11 protein-coding genes and 1 pseudogene are annotated in these 22,242 nt (G+C 68.2%); 2 read left to right on the top strand and 10 right to left on the bottom strand.

Annotated elements, in window-relative coordinates:
• Positions 1-4: 4 nt before the first annotated feature.
• The 8 genes from HED23_RS18065 to HED23_RS18100 all read right to left on the bottom strand — a co-directional run bounded on the left by HED23_RS18065 (position 5) and on the right by HED23_RS18100 (position 14,700).
• On the bottom strand, positions 5-967 hold the full coding sequence (locus HED23_RS18065) for a carbohydrate ABC transporter permease (RefSeq protein WP_203184427.1): 963 nt from the start codon (positions 965-967) through the stop codon (positions 5-7).
• An 89-nt stretch (positions 968-1,056) separates the two neighbouring features.
• Positions 1,057-2,469: an extracellular solute-binding protein gene (locus HED23_RS18070; protein WP_203184428.1), complete on the bottom strand. Its 1,413-nt coding sequence runs from the start codon at positions 2,467-2,469 to the stop codon at positions 1,057-1,059.
• Between the two features lie 396 nt (positions 2,470-2,865).
• On the bottom strand, positions 2,866-7,155 hold the full coding sequence (locus HED23_RS18075) for a discoidin domain-containing protein (protein ID WP_203184429.1): 4,290 nt from the start codon (positions 7,153-7,155) through the stop codon (positions 2,866-2,868).
• 377 nt (positions 7,156-7,532) lie between these two features.
• Positions 7,533-8,714 carry a S8 family peptidase gene (locus HED23_RS18080; RefSeq protein ID WP_203184430.1) on the bottom strand — a complete coding sequence of 394 codons (1,182 nt, stop codon included), beginning with the start codon at positions 8,712-8,714 and terminating at the stop codon, positions 7,533-7,535.
• A gap of 449 nt (positions 8,715-9,163) precedes the next feature.
• Positions 9,164-11,242 (bottom strand): beta-galactosidase, encoded by a 2,079-nt coding sequence (locus HED23_RS18085; protein ID WP_203184431.1) that lies wholly within the window; start codon positions 11,240-11,242, stop codon positions 9,164-9,166.
• Between the two features lie 91 nt (positions 11,243-11,333).
• Positions 11,334-12,674: an ABC transporter substrate-binding protein gene (locus tag HED23_RS18090; RefSeq protein ID WP_203184432.1), complete on the bottom strand. Its 1,341-nt coding sequence runs from the start codon at positions 12,672-12,674 to the stop codon at positions 11,334-11,336.
• Positions 12,675-12,834: 160 nt separating this feature from the next.
• Positions 12,835-13,776 (bottom strand): carbohydrate ABC transporter permease, encoded by a 942-nt coding sequence (locus HED23_RS18095; protein ID WP_203184433.1) that lies wholly within the window; start codon positions 13,774-13,776, stop codon positions 12,835-12,837.
• Positions 13,777-13,779: 3 nt separating this feature from the next.
• Entirely contained in the window at positions 13,780-14,700 is a 921-nt protein-coding gene (locus tag HED23_RS18100; RefSeq protein WP_203184434.1) for a carbohydrate ABC transporter permease, read from the bottom strand.
• A 455-nt stretch (positions 14,701-15,155) separates the two neighbouring features.
• Here HED23_RS18100 and HED23_RS18105 point away from each other — a divergent pair, with 455 nt between their 5' ends.
• Positions 15,156-16,172 (top strand): LacI family DNA-binding transcriptional regulator, encoded by a 1,017-nt coding sequence (locus tag HED23_RS18105; RefSeq protein WP_238442018.1) that lies wholly within the window; start codon positions 15,156-15,158, stop codon positions 16,170-16,172.
• A gap of 192 nt (positions 16,173-16,364) precedes the next feature.
• Here HED23_RS18105 and HED23_RS35280 read toward each other — a convergent pair.
• Positions 16,365-16,788, bottom strand: a pseudogene (locus HED23_RS35280) (acyl-CoA thioesterase).
• A gap of 271 nt (positions 16,789-17,059) precedes the next feature.
• Here HED23_RS35280 and HED23_RS18110 point away from each other — a divergent pair.
• The gene (locus HED23_RS18110; RefSeq protein WP_203184435.1) at positions 17,060-20,068 is read left to right on the top strand and encodes a carbohydrate binding domain-containing protein; all 3,009 of its coding nucleotides are present in this window, start codon (positions 17,060-17,062) and stop codon (positions 20,066-20,068) included.
• Between the two features lie 88 nt (positions 20,069-20,156).
• On the opposite strand, the gene HED23_RS18115 is transcribed toward HED23_RS18110, so the two are convergent.
• On the bottom strand, positions 20,157-22,169 hold the full coding sequence (locus HED23_RS18115; RefSeq protein WP_203184436.1) for an elongation factor G: 2,013 nt from the start codon (positions 22,167-22,169) through the stop codon (positions 20,157-20,159).
• Between the last annotated feature and the right edge of the window lie 73 nt (positions 22,170-22,242).

The raw sequence follows: 22,242 nt of genomic DNA on the forward strand, positions 1-22,242 counted from the left end.
CGTCCTAGTCTTCGCTGCTGCGGCTGAGGCGTACGTACACGGCGGAGAAGCCCGCGAGTACGACGAGCAGGAGGAGGCCGAGGGCCGCCGCTCCGCCGTAGTTGTTGAAGTTGAAGGCGTACTGGTAGATGAGGTAGACCACGGTCGTGGTGGACCCCTCCGGGCCCGCGCCGTTGGTGAGCAGGAACGGCTCGGTGAAGACCTGCATCGTCGCGATGATCTGCATCAGCAGCAGGAGCGACAGGATGAGCCGGGTCTGCGGGATGGTGACGTGCCAGATCTTGCGCAGCAGTCCGGCGCCGTCGAGCTCGGCCGCCTCGTACAGCTCCCCGGGGATGCCCTGGAGGGCGGCGAGGTAGATCAGCGTGGCCCCTCCCATGTTCATCCAGGTGGAGGCGATGACGACGGAGAGCATGGAGGTGCCGGGGTCCTGGAGCCATTGCTGGGCGGGCAGATGGAGGAATTCCAGGATGCGGTTGAAGAGTCCGTAGCCGGGGTCGTAGAAGTACTTGAAGAGCAGGACGGAGGCGACCGGCGGCAGCATGACGGGCAGGTAGACCAGGAGGCGCAGATATCCCTGTGCGTGCCGGAACTCGTTGAGCACGACCGCGACGACGAACGGGACCGCGAAGCCCAGCACCAGGGCCAGGACCGTGAAGAGCAGGGTGTTGCGCCACGCCTGCCAGAAGGCGGGGTCGTTGAAGACGTAGGTCAGGTTGGACCAGCCGGCCCAGGTCGTCCTGCCGTCCTCGGTCTTCTGGAAGGCCAGGATGAACTCCCTGACCATCGGATACCAGGAGAAGAAGGAGAAACAGAGGACGGCTCCGATCAGGAAGCCGTGCGCCGTGATGTTGCGGCGCAGGGCGCGCACGAACTCCTCGCGGGCCGGGTTCCGCCCGGCGGGGCGTTGGTGGTGCCGGGGCGGCGGTGCGCTCGCCTTCCCGGTGGACAGGGTGGGGGCCGACATGGTCTCTCCTCGGTGCCGGTGCAGTCACTCACGGACGGACGGTCCGGGTGCGGGGGCCGGGCCCGCCCGGCCCGTCCCCCGCACGTCCGTCACTGGTTGGCCAGGACCTGGTTGACTTGCTGCTCGGCGGTGTCGAGCAGCTTGTCGATGTCGGCGTCCTTGTTGGTCAGAACGGCGGACATCGCGTTGTCGAGGATCTTGTAGATCTCCTGCGCCTTCGGCGGCTCGGCCTTGCCCTGGACGGGGTTGTCCATGAAGGCCTTGAAGTTCTCGACGGGCATCGTGGCGTTGGCGACCCGTTCGGCGTCGTCCGCCGCCTTGCTCTCACCGAGGAAGAAGTTGGGCTGCGGAAGTCCGACGGGGAGGTTGTCGGCCTTCCTGCGGCCCCAGTCGAACTGCCCTTCCTTCGGCGTCAGGTTCTGGAAGCTCAGCCAGGCGATGGCCGCCTTGATCCTGTCGGGCGAACTGCCCTTCTTGATCATGTAGTTGTTCCCGCCGAAGAGCGTGCCCTCCGCCCCGGGGATCGGCCCCATGCCGAAGTTCTCGTACTCCGCGCCCAGCTGCTGCACCATGTAGGTGATGTCGTCGGGGGCGGCGAGGAACATGCCGAGCTTGTCGGTGGCTATCTGCTTCTGCAGATCACCCCACTTCAGCAACTGGGTCTGCCCCATGCTGTCGTCCTCCCAGCGCATGTCGTGCAGCTGCCGGAGGACCTGCTTGCCCTTGTCGTCGTTGAACGCGGCCTTCTTGCCGCTCGCGTCCACGACGTCACCACCCAGTCCGTACTGCGTGGCTGTGAAGTGCCAGCCGCCGTTGTTGCCGGCGCTGTACTCGCCGAATCCGGCGATGCCCTTCCCGAGCGCCGCGATCTTCTTGCTCGCGGCTCGGACCTCGTCCCAGGTCGCCGGCGGGGTGTCGGGATTCAGCCCGGCCTGCTTGAACAGCTTCCGGTTGATCATGAGGCCCATGGTGTAGTTGCTGGTCGGCAGCGCGTAGAGCTTGCCGTCCTTGCGGGCGACGTCCAGCACCTGCGGCTGGATGTCCTTGAGCGTCGGCACGGACGTGTCGTTGACGTACGCGGAGATGTCCTCGGCACCGTCGTTGTCCAGCACCTGCTGGAGGTCGGTGAAGTAGGCGTAGAACACGTCGGGCTGCGACTTGCCCTTGAGCATGGCCGTGAAGCGCGGCGGCTCCAGACACTGACCGGGCGTCGACTTCCCGTTGATCCTGACGTTCGGGTACTTCTTGTTGAACGTCTTGATGTCCTCGTTCCACTCGCGCAGCTCTGCGGCCTTCGCGGCCGGCGGCATGCAGTCGATCGACAGCGTCACCTCGGCCTTCGGGTCGAGCGGCGCGGTCGGATCGGACGATCCGCCGCCGGAGTCGTCGTTCCCCTCGCCGCTGCTGCTCGTGCCGCAGGAGGCAAGGGCGGTCAGGGCGAGCGCGGTGACGACGGCGGCCGCGGAGGCACGGCGGGTACGGCGAAACCCAGCACTTCTCATCGGTGGTCCCCTTCGGGCATGAGCACGGAAGGCCTCGGCCGACTGTCTGCCGGGGCGCGGCACACTCAACCACCGGCGACAAGCGAGCGCAAGATCTCGCGCAGTTTTGGTAAATGTTTGACAGCGCTCCGCATGTGAGGAAGCGCCGGGCAGCATCAGCCCGGCGCTTCGACGGAGCACCTCCATGCGGTCGGCACCGGCCGAACGCTGCGACCTCAACAGCCTGGCGAGCCTCCGGTAGACCCCGCCCACCCCGGACGGACCGCTCCGCATCGCCGGGGTGGAAGACCGCAAGAGACGTACTTCTGCGTGCAAGAGGTTACGCGGCGGAAGGCAGTCCCCCGGGCCCTTTACGGGACAAGGGGAGGCGCCTTCCGCCGCGCGGCCCGGGACCTCCTACGGCTTGATGTCGATCTTGAAGGTGGAGGTGGTGTTCTTCACGTCCTGGGCGTTGCCGCTGAGCTTCAGCCCGTTGAAGGTGACCTCACCGACGGCAGGGCCCTGACCCGCCTCGGGCATCTCGTTGGCCCACAGCCCGAAGCCGGACTTCGCGTCGAAGGCGTCGCCGCTCTTGCGCGCACCGGAGATCGAGATGTCGGTGAGCACCGTGTCCTTGATCGGGAACTGTGGCTGCCCTCCCACGTAGTTCGTCTGGAACATGATCCCGCTGTACGTCGGGTCGACGATGTCCACGTTCGAGATCCGGATGCCCTGGAAGACCTTTGAGGCCGAGAACAGCCAGATCCCGGGGAAGGTCTGCGATCCCCAGAAGTGGCCGCCGGAGCGCACGACCGACACGTTCTGGATCGCCGTGGGGCCTGTCCCGAACCCGTTCATCGGATAGCCGAAGTCCAGGGAGCTGACCGTGATCCCGGAGTACACCAGGGTGTCGGCGATATGGATGTTGCGGAAGGTGTTGTCGTAGCCGCCGTACACGGCCAGCCCGGCCGCCCGCCAGGTGAGGATCGACGTGAGGTTCTCGTACACGTTGTTCTTCATGTCCGAGCCGCCGGCGTCGATCGCCGAGAACAGTGCGAAGCTGTCGTCCCCGGTGGCCCGCGCCTCGTTGTTCGTCACGTGGTTGTCCGTGGAGCCGTTGGTCATGTTGATGCCGTCGGCGAACATGTTCCGGATCCGGGAGTTCTTGATCGTGATGTTGTCGGTGTTGGCGCCCCAGTAGAGGCACACCATGTGCTCGTTCCAGATGTTGTCGATCACGATGTCGGAGACGTTGGAGAAGTCGAACACCTTGCCCGGTCCGTCGATACGGGACGTGTAGTTGCCGAAGTACGCGAAGTCCGAGAACGACGAACCCTTCGCGCCGGCCTCCGCACGGAACCCGATGTCGGTGTTGTCCTGAGTGGACGGGGCGCGGAACCGCGTGAACCAGGGCCCGGCACCGGCGACCTTGACGGCCTTTCCGTAGACCTGGAACTTGCTGGAGGTGGAGTAGTCACCGGCCGGCAGGTACACACCGACCAGCTTCCCCGTGGTGTCCATCCGGACCTTGTCCAGGGCGTTCTGGACGTCCTGGTGGGTGAAGCCCGAGGGCACGGTGTAGGTGGCGGGGTCCGGGTTCGCCACCTGGGAGACCTGTTCCAGGCTGACGAAGTCGATGGCGTAGGTGCTGGTGTTGGACGCGTCCTTCTGGAGGCGGATCCTGCTGCCCGCCGGGACGGTCTTCCCCAGCATGACGTTCGCCTCGTCGTAGATGTGCCGGGGCGCTCCGGAGCCCGGGTCGTTGCCCGGCCCGGTCTCGTTCCCGTACAGCCAGGCGTACTTCGAGGTGAGGTCGATGGCCTTGAGGAAGGTGCCGTCGACGTAGACGTTCAGCTTCGATTCGATGCCCCCGCCGCCCGCGGAGTCCGGCACGGAGAACCGGGTGACCAGGGTGTTGGTGGTCGCCCTGGTGGTGAACTCCACGTAGTTGCCGGTGCTGTCGAGGGTGACCGCCTTACGGCCGGACGCCTCACCCGCGATGTCGCCGACGGTCCGGTTGGGGCCGACGACCTTCGCGCCACCGCCGGCGACGCCGTCCTCCGCCTCGTACATTTCGTACGGCATGTTGGCGCCACGGCCTACGAACAGCGACTCGGTGCTGGTGTTGTTCGCGCGCTTCACCGGCAGTTCGTTGGCGTCGTCTGCGAGCACCACCTTCACCGTGTACGAGCCGTTGGCGGCCGTCCAGGTACCGAGGGGGACGGGCGCCGTCGTGGCCCCGGCCGCGATGGCCCCGTCGTGCGCGCCGGTGAGGGTCTTCACCGTGGCGCCCTTGGAATCGACCAGGGTCAGGGTGATGCCGTGGCTGCCGCTCGCGGAAGCCACCGAGCCCTGGTTCCTGACGGCGACGGAGAAGGTGACCGTGTCACCGTTCGACGGGGCCGACGGGGAGGTCCCGACCCCGCCGGAGACGAGGTCGGAGCTGGAGACCGGCTTCACCACCAGCGGGGAAGCGGCGGTGAAGCGGTTGTTGGTCTCGTTCTGCTCGATGATCTCGCCTGCCGGGTCGACGACCGCGCCCAGCGTGTAGCTGCCCGCGTCGCGCGCTCCGATTCCTGCGGAGACCTGGGCCGAGGCACCTGCGGCGAGGGCGCCCACCGAGGCGGTGGCCACCTTGGAGCCGCCGAGCTCGAAGTCCAGCTTGCCGGCGGGAGAGGCGACGGCGCCCGTGTTGCGTACGGTCGCCGAAAGCGTGACGGCGTCCGACTCCACGGGCGCCGCCGGTGACGAGGTGACTGCCGAGACCTGCAGGTCCGGGTTGGGAGCCGCAGCGCCGAGCACCTGGAACTCGGCGACCTGACCGGCGCCGGATCCGGTGTTGGAGGTGAACTTCAGCTGGACGTCGGCGACCCGGGCGGTGACCGGGATCGTCACGGTGTTGCCCGTCGCGGGACTGAACGCGTAGTCCTTGGCGGCGGCCAGGCTCGTGAACGAGGTGGCGTCCTGCTCACGTCCGAGAACCTGGATGTTCTGGGTACGCGAGCCCCAGCTGCTGTCGGGGTTGAGCTTGACGACGACGCTCTCGGTGTCGGCGTTGGCGCCGAGCTTGACAGTCAGGGTGTTGGGATAGCTGCCGCCGGCCCCTTCCCAGTACGTGGTGAGCGAGTTGTCGTTGGCGTTGGCGGCGACGAAGGTGTGGACCACGGAGGAGGCGGTGATCGGCTTGGAGACGGCGAGGTTGGAGGCGGCGCTCGTGGACCCGTTGCGCGTCACCGTGTTACTGGCACCGGATATGTTGCCCGCCGCGTCCTTCGCACGCACCACATAGCTGACGGTGGTGGCCGCGGACTGGGTGTCGGTGTAGGTGGTGACGTCGCCCGCCACGGTCTTGCGGAGCACGTTGTTGGCGTAGACGTCGTAGCCGGTGACGCCCTTGTCGTCCGAGGACGCCGTCCAGGTCAGCTTGATCTGCCCGGTCGAGGGCTCGGTGAACACCAGGCCGGACGGTGCGGTGGGCGCCTGCGTGTCGCCGGAGTCGCCCGCGCGGGTCACGGAGTTGCTGTTGCCTGACTGGTTGCCCGCGGCGTCCCTGGCCCGGACGTGATAGCTCACGCTCTCGCTCACCGGGCGGGTGTCCGTGAACGTGGTGACGTCACCCGCGACGGTGGTCAGCAGGGTGTTGCCGGCGTAGATGTCGTAGCCGGTGACGCCGGTGTCGTCCGAGGACGCCGTCCAGGTCAGCTTGATCTGCCCGGTGGACGGCTCGGTGAACGCCAGGCCGGACGGGGCGGTGGGCGCCTGGGTGTCACCTGTGGTGGGTCCGTAGACCTCCAGTTCCGACAACTGGGCGGCGGGCTGGACGGAGTTGGCGGTGACGAGTACCCGCACGTAGCGGGTGGTGGTCGCGTCGAAGGAGATCGTCGCCGACTGACCGCCCGCGGGACCGAAGCTGTACGCCTTGGACGCAGTCAGGTCACTGAAGTCCGAGCCGTTGACGCTGCCCTGGATCTTCAGCGTCTGGGTCCGCTGCTCCCAGCCGTCCGGCAGCCGGAGCACGACCCGGTCGACACGGACCGAGGAGCCGAGGTCGGCCTGGATCCACTGCGGGAGTTCGTTGTTCCTGCTCTCCCAGTAACTGGCGCGGTTGCCGTCGTTCCCGTTGGCGGCCACGTACGTCTCGGTGTGACTGCTCGCCTTGAGCGTCCGGCCCGCGGCGAGGTTCGCCGACGACTCCCCCGCCGCACGCACCTCCAGCTCGGAGAGCTGGGCGTTCCGCCAGCCCGTGTTGGCCGTGATGTTCACCCGCACGAAGCGGGTCTGCGTGGCCGGGAAGGAGATCTTCACCGCGTTGGAGACGCCGGGGGCGAAGGTGTACGCCGCGGAGGTCTTGAGCGTCGAGAAGCTGGTGCCGTCGGCGCTTCCCTGGAGCGAGAGGGTCTGCTGCCTGCTCTCCCAGCCCGCCGGGAGCTTCAGCGTCACCTCGTCGACCCGTGCGGCGGAGCCGAGGTCGGTCTGGACCCACTGCGGCAAGGTGCCGCCGGAGCCCTCCCAGTATGTCGACTGATCGCCGTCGGTCACGTTCCTGGCGACGTACTCGCCGCCCGCGCTGCCCGCCGCCGCGCTCCGGCCTGCGGCGATGTTGGGGCCGTCTGCCGCGGCAGCGGTGAACGACGGCCATCCGATCATCAGAAGACTGGTCGTGACGACGGCGGAAAGGGCTCGCCATCTCCAGCGTTGGGCTCTCATAGGTCCCCGATCTTCGGCCTCGGCGCGGGATGCACCGAGGGTGCGGCTCTGTCGGCACAGCCCTGCGCCATCCGTTTCTGCACGCACTGAGCCGTGTTTTGCGCTTTGCGGTCAGAGAGTTGCAGAGAAGTACGAGAGCGTCCACGGTTGGGACAGAATCCGGAGCACGATGAAGCACGGCGAGAGACCCCACGAAGGCCGCACCATGAGGCATATTCGGCAGCACGAAGCCACCTGCCATGGCCGCGAAAGACGTTCGCAATTGACGTAAGCATTTTGCGTAGAACTGTAAGCAGACCGAAAGTGCCAGCTCCACGACACAGCGAAGAGCGGGGCCCGCAGGACGCGGACCCCGCTCCCGTGGAGTCGGCCTGAGGTCAGAGACCGCCGGTGTGGAGAAGCCGGTCGGGCGAGCCGGAGCCCAGGCCCGTCAGCACGTCCGTGGTCGCCTCGGCGGCCAGCCAGTCGGCGACCTCCTGCGGCGCCGCGTCGGGGTTCTGCTCCTTGTAGAGAGCGGCGGCACCGGCGACGTGCGGGCTGGCCATGGACGTTCCGCTGAGCGTCGTGGAACCGCCGCCGAGGTTCGCGGACACGATGTCCACGCCGGGGGCGTAGAGCCACACACAGGTGCCCCAGTTGCTGAACGTCGCCTGCCGGTCCTGGTCGTCGCTCGCCCCGACGGCGAGCACGCCGTCGGCGCGCGCCGGGGAGACGTCACAGGCGTCCTGGTCCTCGTTGCCCGCCGCGACCACGGGCAGCGTGCCCTCCGCCGCGAGCGCGTCGAACGCGTCGTCGACGGCCGACGACGCGGGCCCTCCGAGGGAGGCGTTGACCACGGCCGGCTGTTCGGCGTTCTGGGCGATCCAGTCGAGACCCGCGATGATTCCGGCCCACGTGCCCGAGCCCTCGCAGTTCAGCACCCGCACCGGCACGAGGGAGGCTTCGGGCGCGACACCGTACGTCGCGCCGGCGACGGTCCCGGCCACGTGCGTGCCGTGACCGTTGCAGTCCTCGCCGTTGCGGCCGTCACCGATCGCGTCGTACCCGGCCTCCACCCGGCCGCCGAACTCGCTGTGGGCGGACTCGATGCCCGTGTCGAGGATGTACGCGGTCACGCCCTGACCCGTGCCGGCCACGTCGTAGGTGCCGTCCAGCGGAAGGTTCCGCTGGTCGATGCGGTCCTGCCCCCAGCTCCCCGCAACGGCCCGCTTCCCGGCGGCCTTGACGGCGGGCGGCGAGACCGAGGCCTCACTGTTCTCCTCGACGGTCTGGACTCCTGCCGCGCCGCGCACCTGCTCGAGCTGGGCGGCCGTGAGCGAGGCCGCGAAACCGTGCAGGACCTTGCTGTACGTGAAGAGGGTACTGAGACCGAACTGCTCGGCCATGGCGTCCGGCTTCTGCTCGGGCGCGAGGGTGACGATGTACTGACCGGGCACGGCCCGGGCCGACTTCTGCACCGGTACAAGGGTCTCGCCGGTGTCGGCCGTGGCCGTGGTGGTACCGATCAGGGGGGCGATCAACAGTAGAGCGGCCGGTGCCCAGCGGGCGCGCAGGCGCATGCGTTCTCCCTTTGAGGTGGAGGAGCGGAACGCGGACCCGTCAGGTCCGCGAGGTGCGAACACCTGACCCTTCGTCCACATCACCGGCGCGCCTGAGCCGCGTCAGCCGGACAGCCCAACGATCGGTACCGAGGCAGGCCCATTCGGCCGATCGCATGAAAGGTTTCAACATTTCCGGGAGGGAAGGTGGACCCACTCCGGGAGGAGTGTCAATGCCTCACACGGCAGGCCTGCAAACATCAAGGCGTAAATAGCGCCATCACAAAGGAAGCCTCTACAGGGACTCGTCACAGACCTGGCTGCACGTACCTGAACCGATTCATCGTCCATCGCCACGGAGCCGCGTTGCCCACCGGTTCCCGGCTTCCGCCTGACGGATGCCGGGAGTGCGTCCTGGGGGGACGGGTCTGTCCCCCCAGGACGCACGGAGCGGGCGTTCCCCCGCCCGGCTACGCGCCGGCCGGCGGGAAGGGCGTGGTCCCGGTCGCCACACGGAGCACGGCGACCCGCCGCGGGGGAAGGACCAGGCCGCCCTCGGCGGTCCGCGAGGGTCCCGTGAGGACCTCTCCGGTCACCGCGTCGAAGCCGACGGGCTCATCCGTACGGTTCACGAGGAACCAGTACGCGTGGGAACCGTCCTTCCGTACGGTCAGCTCCACCCGCCCGCGCGCCTCCGCGGGCAGTTCGCTGAGCACGCCGGCCCCGGCAAGCAGGGGCCGCAGCACGTCGGGCAGCCCGTGGCTGCCCAGCCTCGTGGAGACGTAGGCGGCGGAACCGCCGTCCGCCAGGGCCCGCCGGGTGATGGCGGGGCGCCCTGCCTGGTCCCCGCTCCCGTAGCGTGCGAGCACCGTGACCTGGGGGTCGGTCAGGTCGATCCGGTCCGTCCACAGGGTGCCGGTCAGACCGTTGTCGAGCCGTACGTCCACGTCCTCCAGCAGGGGGCCGAACTCCTCGATGCGGATGCCCAGCAGTTCGCGCAGCGCCCCCGGGTATCCGCCGAGGTGGACGTGGTCGTTCTCGTCGACGACACCCGAGTAGTAGGTGGTGGCGAGATGGCCGCCGCCGCGCACGTAGGCGTCCAGCCGGTCGGCCAGGGCCTGGGGGACGACGTGCAGGACGGGGGCCGCGACGAAGTCGTAGCCGGTGAGGTCGGTGGCGGGCGTGACGACGTCCACCCGGACCCCCAAGGTCAGGAAGGCCGAGTACCAGTCGAGCGCCTCCTGCCGGTAGCTCAGCAGTGAGGACGGCTGGGAGTCGCGTTCGACGGCCCACCAGGAGTCCCAGTCGTACACCAGAGCCGCGCGGGCCGGCTCGCGGACGGAACCCGTGACCGGGGTGAGTGTCTCCAGAGTCCGGCCGAGGGCGGCCACCGCACGGAACACCTCGCTGTCCGGACCGGCGTGGGGCACCATCGCGGAGTGGTGCTTCTCGGCGCCGGCGGCGGACTGCCGCCACTGGAAGAAGCAGACCGCGTCGGCTCCGTGGGCCACGTGGACCAGGGAGTCACGGGCGAGCTCACCCTCGCGCTTGGGCACGTTGACGGGCTGCCAGTTGACCGCGCTCGTCGAGTGCTCCATGAGGAACCACGGCTTGCCCTGGGCGATCGAGTGGGTGAGGGATGCGGAGAAGGAGAGCTCGTCGAGACGCTGCGGCCCGGGGTGGGCGTAGTGGTCGTTGGAGACGAAGTCGATCTCCTCCGCCCACTCGGGGTAGTTCATCCCCTTGGTGCCGCCCATCACCATGAAGTTGGTGGTGGCGGGGATGTCGGGGGTGATCCGGCGCAGCACCTCGCGCTCGGCCCGGAGGTAGTCCTTCAGCGCGTCGGAGGAGAAGCGCTTGAAGTCGAGCTGCTGGGTCGGGTTGGCGTGGCTCGCGGCCAGTCGCGGCGGCTGGATCTGCTCCCAGTCCCCGTAGTGCTGCGACCAGAAGGACGTCGCCCAGGCCCGGTTGAGTTCGTCCAGTGTGACGTAGCGGGTGCGCAGCCAGTCGCGGAAGGCCCGGGCGGCGTCGTCGGAGTAGTCGTAGATGTTGTGGCAGCCGAGCTCGTTGGAGATGTGCCAGGCGACCACGGCGGGGTGGTTCGCGTAGCGGGTGGCCATGGCCTCCACCAGCCGCAGCGCGTACGTGCGGAAGACGGGTGAGGTGGGCCGCCAGTGCTGTCGCGCGCCTTGGGAGAGGGTCTCACCGGTACGGGTGACCGGCAGGATCTCCGGGTGCAGGGTGGTGAGCCACGGCGGCGGCGAGGCGGTGGCGGTGGCGAGGTCCACCGCGATCCCGTTGCCGTGGAGCAGATCGAGTACCTCGTCCAGCCATTCGAAGTCCCAGCGGTCCTCGGCCGGTTGCAGACGCGCCCAGGAGAAGATGGCGACGGAGACGACGGTGACCCCGGCCTCGCGCATCAGCCGGACGTCGTCCTTCCACACCTCGCGCGGCCACTGCTCCGGGTTGTAGTCGGCCCCGTAGGCAAAGCTCGCGGGGCGGTCGTCGGAGGGCGGGCGCAGCCAGTGGCGCTCGGAGGCGGGGGTCATGATGATCCTTCGGGATACGAGGTGCGTGTACGGCACGGGGCGGGCGCCCGTCGGACGGGTGCCCGCCCCGTGCCGGTTCAGGGTCGGGACGTCACTTGTTGACGCTGAAGCCCTGGTCGTTGCCGTAGGTGACGGCGGCCTTCTGCCACTGCTTCAGCCCTTCGGCCAGCTTGGTGTCGGAGACGTACGCCTTGCCCACGGAGTCGTTGAAGATGGAGTTCGCGTACACCTGGAAAGGCAGGTAGGACCAGTCCTCCGGTACCTGGCTGGCGGACCGGGCGAAGATCTCGTTCGCCTTCTGGCCACCGAAGTACGGGAAGGGGGTGTCGAGGAACGACGGGGAGGCAAGGTCTGCCGTGGTCGCGGGGAAGGCGCCGGCCTTGATGCGTGCCTGGACGCCCTCCGAGTGGTTGGCGTACTCGTTGAACGCGTACGCCAGGTCCTTGTTCTTGCCCGCCTTCATCACCGCGAGGGAGCTGCCGCCGTTCTCGGAGCTGACCTCACCGCCCTTCTCCCACTGCGGGAGCGCCGCGGCGCGCCAGTCGCCGGAGGCCGACTCGACGCCCGAGACGAAGTTGGCGGGCATCCAGGCGCCGGTGGAGAGCGTGGCGATCGTGCCGTCGGCCAGGCCCTTGTACCACTCGTCGCTCCAGTTCTCGATCGGTGCGAGGAGCTTCTCGTCGAGGAGCTTCTGCCAGACCTCGGTGAAGGCGGTGACACCCTTGTCGGCGGTGAGGTCGACCGTCACCTCGGTGTCGCGCGTCTTGAAGGGGGTGCCGCCGGCCTGCCAGATCATGCTGGTGGTGAAGCCGGCGTCACCGGTGTCGTTGGCGATGTAGGCCTTCGGGTCCGCCGCGTGCAGGGCGCGGGCCGCCTCGAGGTACTCGTCCCAGGTGGTGGGCGTGGCGATCTGGTGCTTGTCCAGCACCTTCTTGTTGTAGAAGAGCGCCATCGGGCCGGAGTCCATGGGCAGGGCGTACACGGCGTCGCCGACGGTGACCGAGTTCCACGGTCCCGGCGAGTAGTCGTCCTTGAATTCGTCGGCGCCGTAGCGGCTGAGGTCCTCGAGGGACTTGCCGAGGGCGAACTGTCCGAGCGCGTAGTACTCGACCTGCGCGACGTCCGGCACACCGGATCCGGCCTGTACGGCGTTCTGCAGGGCGGTGTACTGGTCGTTGCCGGTACCGGCGTTGACCAGCTTCACCTTGACCTTGGGGTACTCCTTCTCGAAGTCGCTGACCACCTGCTTCAGCGTCGGTTCCCACGCCCACACCGTGATGGAACCGCCCTCCTTGAGGGCCGCCCGGAGATCGCCTCCCGACACGGCCTCGTCGGAGCCTGTGTCCTCGGAGGACCCGCACGCGGTGAGGCTCAGCGCGGCCGCGCACAGCAGGCCGACGCCACGCATCGCGCGTCTGGTCATGGTTCTCATAATTGCTTCACTCCGTTGTGGTGAGGGTGGTGCACGAACCGTGGAACGTCCGCACGGGGGTGCGGGGCTGGGGAGGGGTGGAACGCCGCGCCTGTCGAGGGCCGGGGAAGACCGGTCCCGGAGCACGGAGATTCGGTGGCGGGCGGGGCAGGGGAACGGGTCACCCCTTGACGCTGCCCGCCGCCAGTCCGGACTGCCAGTAGCGCTGGAGCAGCAGGAAGGCGATGATCAACGGCACGATGGTCAGCAGCGAGCCCGTGATGACCAGGTTGAAGACCGGCTGGCCGCCCGCGGTGGAGGCCTGCTGGTTCCAGGCGTTCAGGCCCAGGGTCAGCGGGTACCAGTCCGGATTCTTGATCATGATCAGGGGCAGGAAGTAGTTGTTCCAGGTCTGCACCATGGTGAACAGCAGCACCGTCACGATGCCCGGCGTCAGCAAGGGGAGCGCGACGCGGAAGAACGTCCGCAGTTCGCCGGAACCGTCCATCCTGGCCGCTTCCAGGAGCTCGGTGGGGACGGCCTCGGCGGCGAACACCCACATGAGGTAGAGCCCGAACGGTGAGATCAGGGATGGGATGATGACGGCCCATGGCGTGTTGGTGAGACCCATCTTGCTGAACATGAGGAAGGTGGGGACAGCCAGCGCGGTCGCCGGAACGGCCACCGCGCCGATGACGGTGGCGAAGACGGCGCGCTTGCCCGCGAAGTCGAACTTGGCCAGGCCGTAGCCGCCGAGGACCGCGAGGAAGGTGGCTCCCCCCGCGCCCACGACCACGTACAGCAGGGTGTTGAGGAACCAGCGGACGAAGATGCCGTCGTCGTAGGTGAGCGTCTGCGAGATGTTGTCCCAGAGGGCGAAGTCACCGCTGAACCAGAGGCCGAACGAGTCGAGGAGGCCCTTCTGCGTCTTTGTGGCGTTGATGACGAGCCAGGCCAGCGGCATGAGCGCGTAGAGCGCGGTCAGGCCCATGAGGAGCGTGAGCACCATGCTGCGGCGCGGGCGGCCGGCCGTGTGGCGTCTGCGCGGGGCGCGGCGGGTCGCCGGGGCGCGGTGGGTGGACCGGCGGGACGTCTGCTCGGCGGTGAAGGAAGGGGCGCTCATCGCTCACGCCTCCTTTCGCATGCCGCGCAGCTGGACCGCGTAGGCGATGATCATCGTGACGACACCCATGACGAGGGAGACCGTGGCCGCGTAGTTCTGCTGCCGGCCGGAGAAGGACAGCGTGAAGGTGTAGAGGTTGGGCGTGAAGTAGGTCGTGATCGCGTTCGGCGCCAGGCTCTGCAGGATGCTGGGCTCGTTGAACAGCTGGAAGCTGCCGATCACCGAGAAGATCGTCGCGATCACCAGCGCGCCCCGGATCGCGGGGATCTTGACCGCCGTGATGATCCGCCATTGTCCGGCACCGTCGATCTCGGCGGCCTCGTAGAGGGACTTGGGGACGACACGCAGCGCCGAGTAGAAGATCAGCATGTTGTAGCCGATGAACTCCCAGGTGACGATGTTGCCGATGCTCGCCAGCACCAGGGAGGGCGAGAGCGGGTCGGGCAGCGACACACCGAGGGCCTCGTTGATGTTCCCCACCAGCCCGAAGCGTGTGCCGTAGATGAAGCCCCACATCAGTGTGGCGACGACGGCCGGCACGGCGTACGGCAGGAAGACGGCGATCCGGAAGAAGCTCTTCCCGTAGAGCCTGCCGCTGTCGAGGGCCAGGGCCACGAGCAGGGCGAGCCCGAGCATGACGGGCACCTGCACCGCGAGGAAGAGAGTCACCCGGCCCACGGCCGCCCAGAACTGTTCGTCCTCGAAGGCCCGTTGGAAGTTGTCCAGGCCGACGAACGACGTGCCGCCGACCAACTGGTCCCGGAAGAAGCTCAGATACAGCGAATAGACGATCGGGGCGAGGAACACCAGGGCGAACACGGCCATGAACGGCCCGACGAAGATCCAGCCGACCCGCCCGCGACGGCTGCGCGAGCCTCTCGCCGGTGGGCGGCGTCCGGTCGTGATCGGCGTAACGGCCGTCATGGGTACTCCTGTTGGTCCGGCGGTGAGCATGGCCCCGGCCGGATGGAGACACCGGACATCGTGGAGGCGCTGTGCTTGAGAAGGCCGATGTTTACGTAAACATCCATCGGTGAGAGGATGTTCACACGCTCTCTCCCCAACGGTCAAGGCCGGACCGTCATTCACCCGGCCGGATTTCGGCGATCCCTCCACCACCGGCTCGGCCGTCTGGTACTGCGTGTCACGACCGGCGTGTCGGCGCCGGGCATCCGAAAGTGGTAGAAATGCCGGTGGCCCGAGCCCTCAGTCCCAGCGATACGAGCTGGACGCGAAGCGGCGACAGGAAACGTCCCCACCGGGTCCCCCTCAGGACACACGCGGCGGAAGGCGGGCCGCGGCCGGAAGAGCGCCCCCACGCGGTGAAAGGCCCACACGACGACGACGGAGGCATACGAGTGCAGGGACAGGAACGAGCCATGGACAGACCTCCTCGCAAGGAAGCCTCCATGGCCGATGTCGCGCGCCTGGCCGGAGTCTCCTCGCAGACGGTCTCCCGTGTGTCCAACGGGCACTCCATGGTGTCCGAGAACACCCGGGAACGTGTTCTCGCCGCCATGAAGGAGCTCAACTACCGGCCCAACAGTGCCGCGCGCGCCCTGAAGAGCGGGAAGTTCCGCACACTGGGCGTCATCCTGTTCACACTGGCCACGACCGGCAACGTCCGTACGCTGGAGGCCATTTCCGCCTCGGCGGCGGACGAGGGCTACGCCATCACCCTGCTGCCCGTCGCCACGCCCACCAGCAAGGGCGTCAGAGGAGCGGTCACCGTGCTCGGCGAACAGGTCGTGGACGGCATCATCGTGATCATGGAGGTCCGCCTGCTGGACGCGGCCATCTCGCTGCCGCCGCACACCCATGTCGTGGTGGCCGACTCGGACGCGGGCGACCGTTACAGCGTCGTGGACACCGACCAGTCCGGGGGTGCCGAGGCAGCCGTGCGGCATCTGCTCGACCTCGGACACCGCAGCGTGGTTCATGTCGCCGGTCCGTCCGAGTCGTTCGCCGCACAGCGCCGTGCCCATGCCTGGCAGCAGACCCTGGAGGAGGCGGGACGCCCGGTCCCGCCGCCGGTGAGCGGCGACTGGTCGGCGGCCTCCGGCTACGCGGCGGGGCTGGCCCTGGCAGCGGACCCAGCCTGCACCGCGATCTTCGCGGCCAACGACCAGATGGCGCTGGGCGTTCTGCGGGCGCTGCACGAGAAGGGCAGGCGAGTGCCCGAGGACGTCAGTGTCGTGGGGTTCGACGACATCGCCGACTCCGCCTCGTTCCTCCCGCCGCTGACCACCGTCCACCAGGACTTCGCCGAGATCGGACGGCTGTGCGTCGACGGGGTGCTGCGGCAGATCCGCAACGAGACGACGGAACGCGGCACCACCCTGGTCCCGACCCGCCTTGTCGTCCGGGCCAGCACGGCCCCGCCTCCTCACGGGTGAACGCGTGATCCGCTCGCCCGGCGCTCCCTTCAGACCAGGAACTGTCCTGTTCGCCCCGTAGCGTGCACGACATGACCACGTCGCAGAGAAGGACGCACACCGTGACGCCCGGGAACGACACGGCGGGTGCCACCGGGGATCCCTTCTTCGCGATCTTCAGCCAGAGGGATGACGACGCCCCTGTCGCCACTTTCAGACCGTCCGGATACCGAGGAGTTCCGGTTTCGTGGCAGGCGAGGCGAAGTGCCCGGCCGGATCCGTGACGAGTCGACGGGCCGTCAGATCGAGGAGGCCGCCCACCCCTGCGATCTCCGCGGCGACCGTGCCGTCGTCCTTGACGATCTGCCGCCGGATCTCGAAGGTCCTACCCGTGCCGTAGAGAGCTCGCAGCTCGCGCGCACCCTGCCCCCACCCCGCAGTCCCCGAGGTACTTCACCGTCACTTCCGGCTGGACCGGCCCGATTCCGTCGGCCGGCAGCTTCTCCTGGGCCACTCCGGCCTCCCGGAGCAGCTCCCACCGGGTGTGCTCGGTGTACTGGAGGTAGACCGCCTGGTCGAGATGCCCTTAGGTGTCGAGCTCGTACCCGCGCACCTCGACTTCGACGAAGTAGGTCATGCGCGAGGCGACGCGTGTGCCCCGGCTCCTCATTCCTCGCCGTCATGCTGTGCGCAACCTCTTTACGGACCTGTCATGCCCCGGTAACTTCCTCGGTGCAAGAGATTGCAGAAAGGTTCTGACAGGGATTTCTCCGGTCGGAACGCACTGCTCGCCCGAACCCCGAGGCGCGTCCGGGTTCTCCGGCGGGATCTCGCGGCCGCTCGCGGAGCGGTTGTGCTGTTGGCAGCCGCGGTCCACCCGCCCGCGGCCCTCCCCTGGAGACACACGCATGAGACGCACCCCTGCCCGGCTGCTCGGACGCCCTGCGGCGGCGGCCGTCGCGGCGACGGTGATGCTGGGACTCCTGACCCCCGCACCCGGGCTTTCCGGCCCGGATTCGGCTGTGCCCGCGGCAGCCTCGGAGTCCACCGCCACCGTCTTCTACTACACGAAGACCAAGAACTGGTCCGCGTACCGGATGCACTACGCGCCCGACGGCGGGTCCTGGACCACCGTGCCCGGTGTGGCCATGGAAGCCGCTTGCACGGACTGGGTCAAACAGACCGTGACTCTCGGCAGCGCGTCCGGCCTGGCCGCGACGTTCAACAACGGTTCCGGTGTCTGGGACAACAACGCCGGGAAGAACTACGCCCTGGGCACCGGCGCCATCACCGTCAAGGACGGTGTGGTCGCCCACAGCGACCCGTGCGCGGACACCGGGACGGAACCCGGCGAGGCCCGTACGGCCTCGGTCTACTACTCGACCGCCACGGTCGGCTGGACGACCATCAATCTCCACTACCAGCCGGCGGGCGGATCCTGGACCACCGTGCCCGGCGTGGGGATGGAGCCCGCCTGCACGGGGTGGGTGAAGAAGTCGGTGGACCTCGGCACCGCCACGTCGATGCTCGCCACCTTCAACAACGGCAGCGGCGTCTGGGACAACAACAACGGTGTCAACTACACCGTCCCGGCCGGTCTCACCACGGTGAAGGACAAGAAGGTCACCGCGGGCGCCGGGGACCCCTGTGCCGCCGAGACCCCGGACACCCAGGCCCCGACCGCCCCGTCGAAGGTGTCGGCGAGCGCGGACGGGGTGTCCGTCGTGCTGACCTGGGACCCGTCCACGGACGACCGCGGTGTGACGAAGTACCAGGTGACACGGACGGGCGGTACCAAGGGGACCCTGGTCAGCGACGTCGGCTCCACGGTGTTCTCGGACACCGGCCTGGAGGCGAGGACGACGTACAGCTACACCGTCAAGGCGGTCGACGCCGCGGGGAACGTCTCGACGGCCTCCGCCGCGGCCTCGGCGACCACCGGCGAGAAGCCGACGGCCCCGGCCTCCGGGAAGCCGCTCGGCACCGACCCCCGCAAGGACCCGATCTACTTCGTGCTCACCGCCCGCTTCAACGACGGTGACACCACGAACAACCGAGGCGGCAGCCAGCACACCAAGTCGGGCAACGCCGCAAACGACGACCCCATGTTCCGGGGCGACTTCAAGGGCCTGGTCGACAAGCTCGACTACATCAAGGGCCTCGGCATGTCGGCCGTGTGGATCACCCCCGTGGTCCTGAACCGTTCCGACTACGACTACCACGGTTACCACGGCTACGACTTCTACGAGGTCGACTCCCGGCTGGAGTCCGCCGGGGCCTCGTACCAGGACCTCATCGACGCGGCCCACGCCAAGGGCATGAAGATCTACCAGGACGTCGTCTTCAACCACTCGTCGCGCTGGGGCGCCAAGGGCCTGTTCACCCCGAAGGCGTACGGGGTCCGCGACACCCAGTGGAGCTGGTACTACGACGAGAAGAACGACGGTTTCGAGTACGACGGTCTGACGGTCGAGACGAAGTCCGGGAAGTCCTACTACAACGGTGATCTGTGGTCCACGGCCGAGCCGTCGGGCAACACCTGCGTCAACTGGGGCACCCCCACGCAGCACACCTCGCCCGAGGGCTACCGGATCTACAACTGCCAGTGGCCGAGCCCCACTTCGGGGATGTTCCCCAAGGCGTACTACCACAACTGCTGGATCGGCAACTGGGAGGGCGAGGACTCCCGTTCCTGCTGGCTGCACGACGATCTCGCCGACTTCAACACCGAGAGCGCGCCCGTACAGAACTATCTGATCGGCGCCTACAACAAGTACATCGACATGGGCGTCGACGGCTTCCGCGTGGACACCGCCGTGCACATCCCCCGCACCACCTGGAACCGCCGTTTCCTGCCGGCCATCCAGGAGCGCGTCACCCAGCAGTTCGGTGCCGAGGCCGCGAAGAACTTCTTCGTCTTCGGTGAGGTCGCCGCCTTCGTCAACGACAAGTGGAACCGCGGCTCGGTGAACCACTCCGCGCAGTTCTACACGTGGAAGGAGCGCAAGGAGTACAACGCGGACGACGAGAAGGCCGCCCTCGAGATGTACGACTACGAGCAGCAGCAGGGCACCGGCTCCCAGCCGACCTCAGACAACGCCTTCCTGAACGGCAACAGCTACCACGCCCCGGATCACAGCCGGTTCTCCGGCATGAACGTCATCGACATGCGCATGCACATGAACTTCGGTGACGCGAACAACGCCTACGGCAACGGCAAGGACTCCGACGACAGTTACAACGACGCCACCTACAACGTCGTGTACGTCGACAGCCACGACTACGGCCCCAACAAGAGCAGCGAGCGGTACGCCGGGGGCACGGACGCCTGGGCCGAGAACATGTCGCTGATGTGGACCTTCCGGGGCATCCCCACGCTGTACTACGGCTCCGAGATCGAGTTCCAGGCCGGCAAGAAGATCGACTGCGGTCCCACCTGTCCGCTGGCGACGACCGGCCGGGCGTACTACGGCGGCCATCTCGCCGGCGACGTCAAGGCATCGGACTTCGGCACGGTCTCCTCGGCGACCGGCGCGGTCGCCGACACCCTGGCGAAGCCGCTGGTCAAGCACGTGCAGCGACTCAACCAGATCCGCCGTGCGGTGCCCGCCCTGCAGATGGGGCAGTACTCGACGGAGGGCATCTCCGGCTCGATGGCGTACAAGCGCCGCTACACGGACGCGGCGAGCGGCACGGACAGCTTCGCTCTGGTGACGGTCTCCGGCGGCGCCACTTACACGGGCATCCCCAACGGCACCTACAAGGACGCCGTCACCGGCGACACCAAGGTCGTGACGGGCGGCACGCTCGCCGTCCCGGCACCGGGCAAGGGCAATCTGCGGGTGTACGTCCTCGACCTCGGCGGCAGGAACGCCGCCCCGGGGAAGATCGGGACGGCGGGTACCTACCTGAAGTGACCCGGCGGTGCGTGACGGACGCGAGGGTTGCGCGTCCGTCACGCCTGCCGTCACACACCGCCCGCCGTCACACACCGGCCGCCGTCTCTCACCGCCCGCCGTCGACACGCCGCAGGGTCCGCAGGAGGTAGTCCTTGCGGTTCAGCGGGTCGCGGTCGGTCCTGGACCTGTGCGGGACGGGTCCGTCGACCGGCCTGAAGTCGTCGAACGCGGACTCCAGCATCCCCTCGCCCCGCGTCAACCCCGGCAGCAGCTGCTGCAGCTCATGGACGCGGGCGGCCGGGATCACTCCCTCCACCGTGCAGACGCCCCCGCGCGTCACCGGAGGCCCGGGGACGGCTCGCAGCCGTGCGAGGACCGGCACCAGCGGGCCGGCCGCATCTGCCGGGAGCTCGGCACGGAAGCGGTGCATGGGTTCGTACACCGTGGTCCCTGCCTGCTTCAGAGCGTCCATCAGCACCAGCGGGGTCAGATGACGGAAGTCTCCCGCCGTACTCGACATGCTCTTGTCGAACACTCCGTGCGAATGACTCTGCCGGGGCCAGTAACCGGAATGAGTCATGGTCACCGTGCAATCGGTGACCCGCCATCCGTGAATTCCCTGACCGAGCGTTTCCAGCACGGTGTCCTCCACCGCCCGCATCAGCGCATACGGCATGGATCCGAGCTCCACCTCCCGGCGGAATTCCACCCCGCTGCCGAAGACGGCCGGCTCCACGCGGAGTCCGACGGTGGCCAGGAAGGGATTCGGCTCCTTGTCGATGAACTCGACGGCCGCGCCTCTTCCCGTCGGCCGTTCCAGACAGATCGTCGTCGTCTCCCGGAAGCCGACCTCGATGCCGTACTCGTCCGCCAGCGTCGCCTGGATGACCTCCTTCTGCACCTCCCCGTATAGCGACAGGGACACCTCCTGGCGGAGGTCGTCGCGGCGCACTCCGATCAGCGGGTCCTGCTCCGCCAGGTGTCCGAGAGCGATGTGCAGCGCACCCCTGTCCTGGCTGCGGCACGGGGTGACGACGGTCTCCAGGGTGGGCGGGGCGAAGTGTGCGCGTGCCGGCCCACCGCCCGGTGCGCCGATCCTGTCCCCGATCCTGACGGCGTGCAGGCCTCGCAGCCTGCCGATCCGGCCGGCGCGGAGCGAGGGCTCGCGGACGTCCGTACCGTTGTCGAAGACGGTGATGGCCGAGATCTTGCCCTCGCGGACGCCCTCCTCGCCGTCGCCCCGCAGCCGGACCCTCTCACGGGTGCGTACCGTTCCGGAGAACATGCGTGCGTACGCGATCTTCTCCCCCGCCGGTCCGCGCTCCACCTTGAAGACCGTCCCCGAGGCCGGGCCTTCGGAGTTCTCACCGGTCAGGGGAAGGAACTCGGCGATACCGGCGGTCAGTTCGGCGACGCCCGCACCGGTGGCAGCGGATCCGAAGTACACGGGGTGCACCAGCGCCTGCCGGGTCTGCGCCGCCAGCCGGTCACGCAGCCGGCCGTACGGGATGCCTGCCGGGCCTTCGACGTACGCCGCGAGGAGGCCGTCGTCGTGCGTGGTGAGCAGGTCCGTCAGCGCGGTGGCGAATCCCGGGTCCGCTTCGGTGAACGGCCTCGTCCGGGCCTCGCGGGTTCCCAGGCCTTCGGCCGAGCCCATCGCGACGACCGCGGGTGACAGCCGTTCCGCGATGTCGGCCAGGACGCCTCCGTACCGTGCTCCGGCGCGGTCGGTCTTGTTCACGAACACGAGCGTGGGGATCCGCAGGCGCCGCAGCGCCCGCATCAGGATCCGCGTCTGGGCCTGGACGCCCTCCACGGCGGACACGACGAGCACCGCGCCGTCGAGCACACCGAGGACCCGTTCCACCTCGGCGATGAAATCGGGGTGGCCGGGGGTGTCGATCAGGTTGACCGTGACGCCGTCGACGGCGAAGGAGACCACGGCGGACTTGATGGTGATGCCTCGCTGCCGCTCCAGGGCGAGGGTGTCGGTCTGTGTGCTGCCGTCGTCGACACTGCCGACCGCTTCGATCACTCCGGCGTTGTGGAGCAGCCGCTCGGTCAGGCTCGTCTTACCCGCGTCGACATGCGCCAGAATTCCCAGGTTCAATGTGTGCACTGAGCTTCAGGTCCTCGAGATAGGTGTGAATTCCTGTCTGGGGGAACACAGAAGCTCGGCGCATGAATATCTC

Source organism: Streptomyces pratensis (assembly GCF_016804005.1).
GTDB classification, from domain to species: domain Bacteria; phylum Actinomycetota; class Actinomycetes; order Streptomycetales; family Streptomycetaceae; genus Streptomyces; species Streptomyces pratensis_A.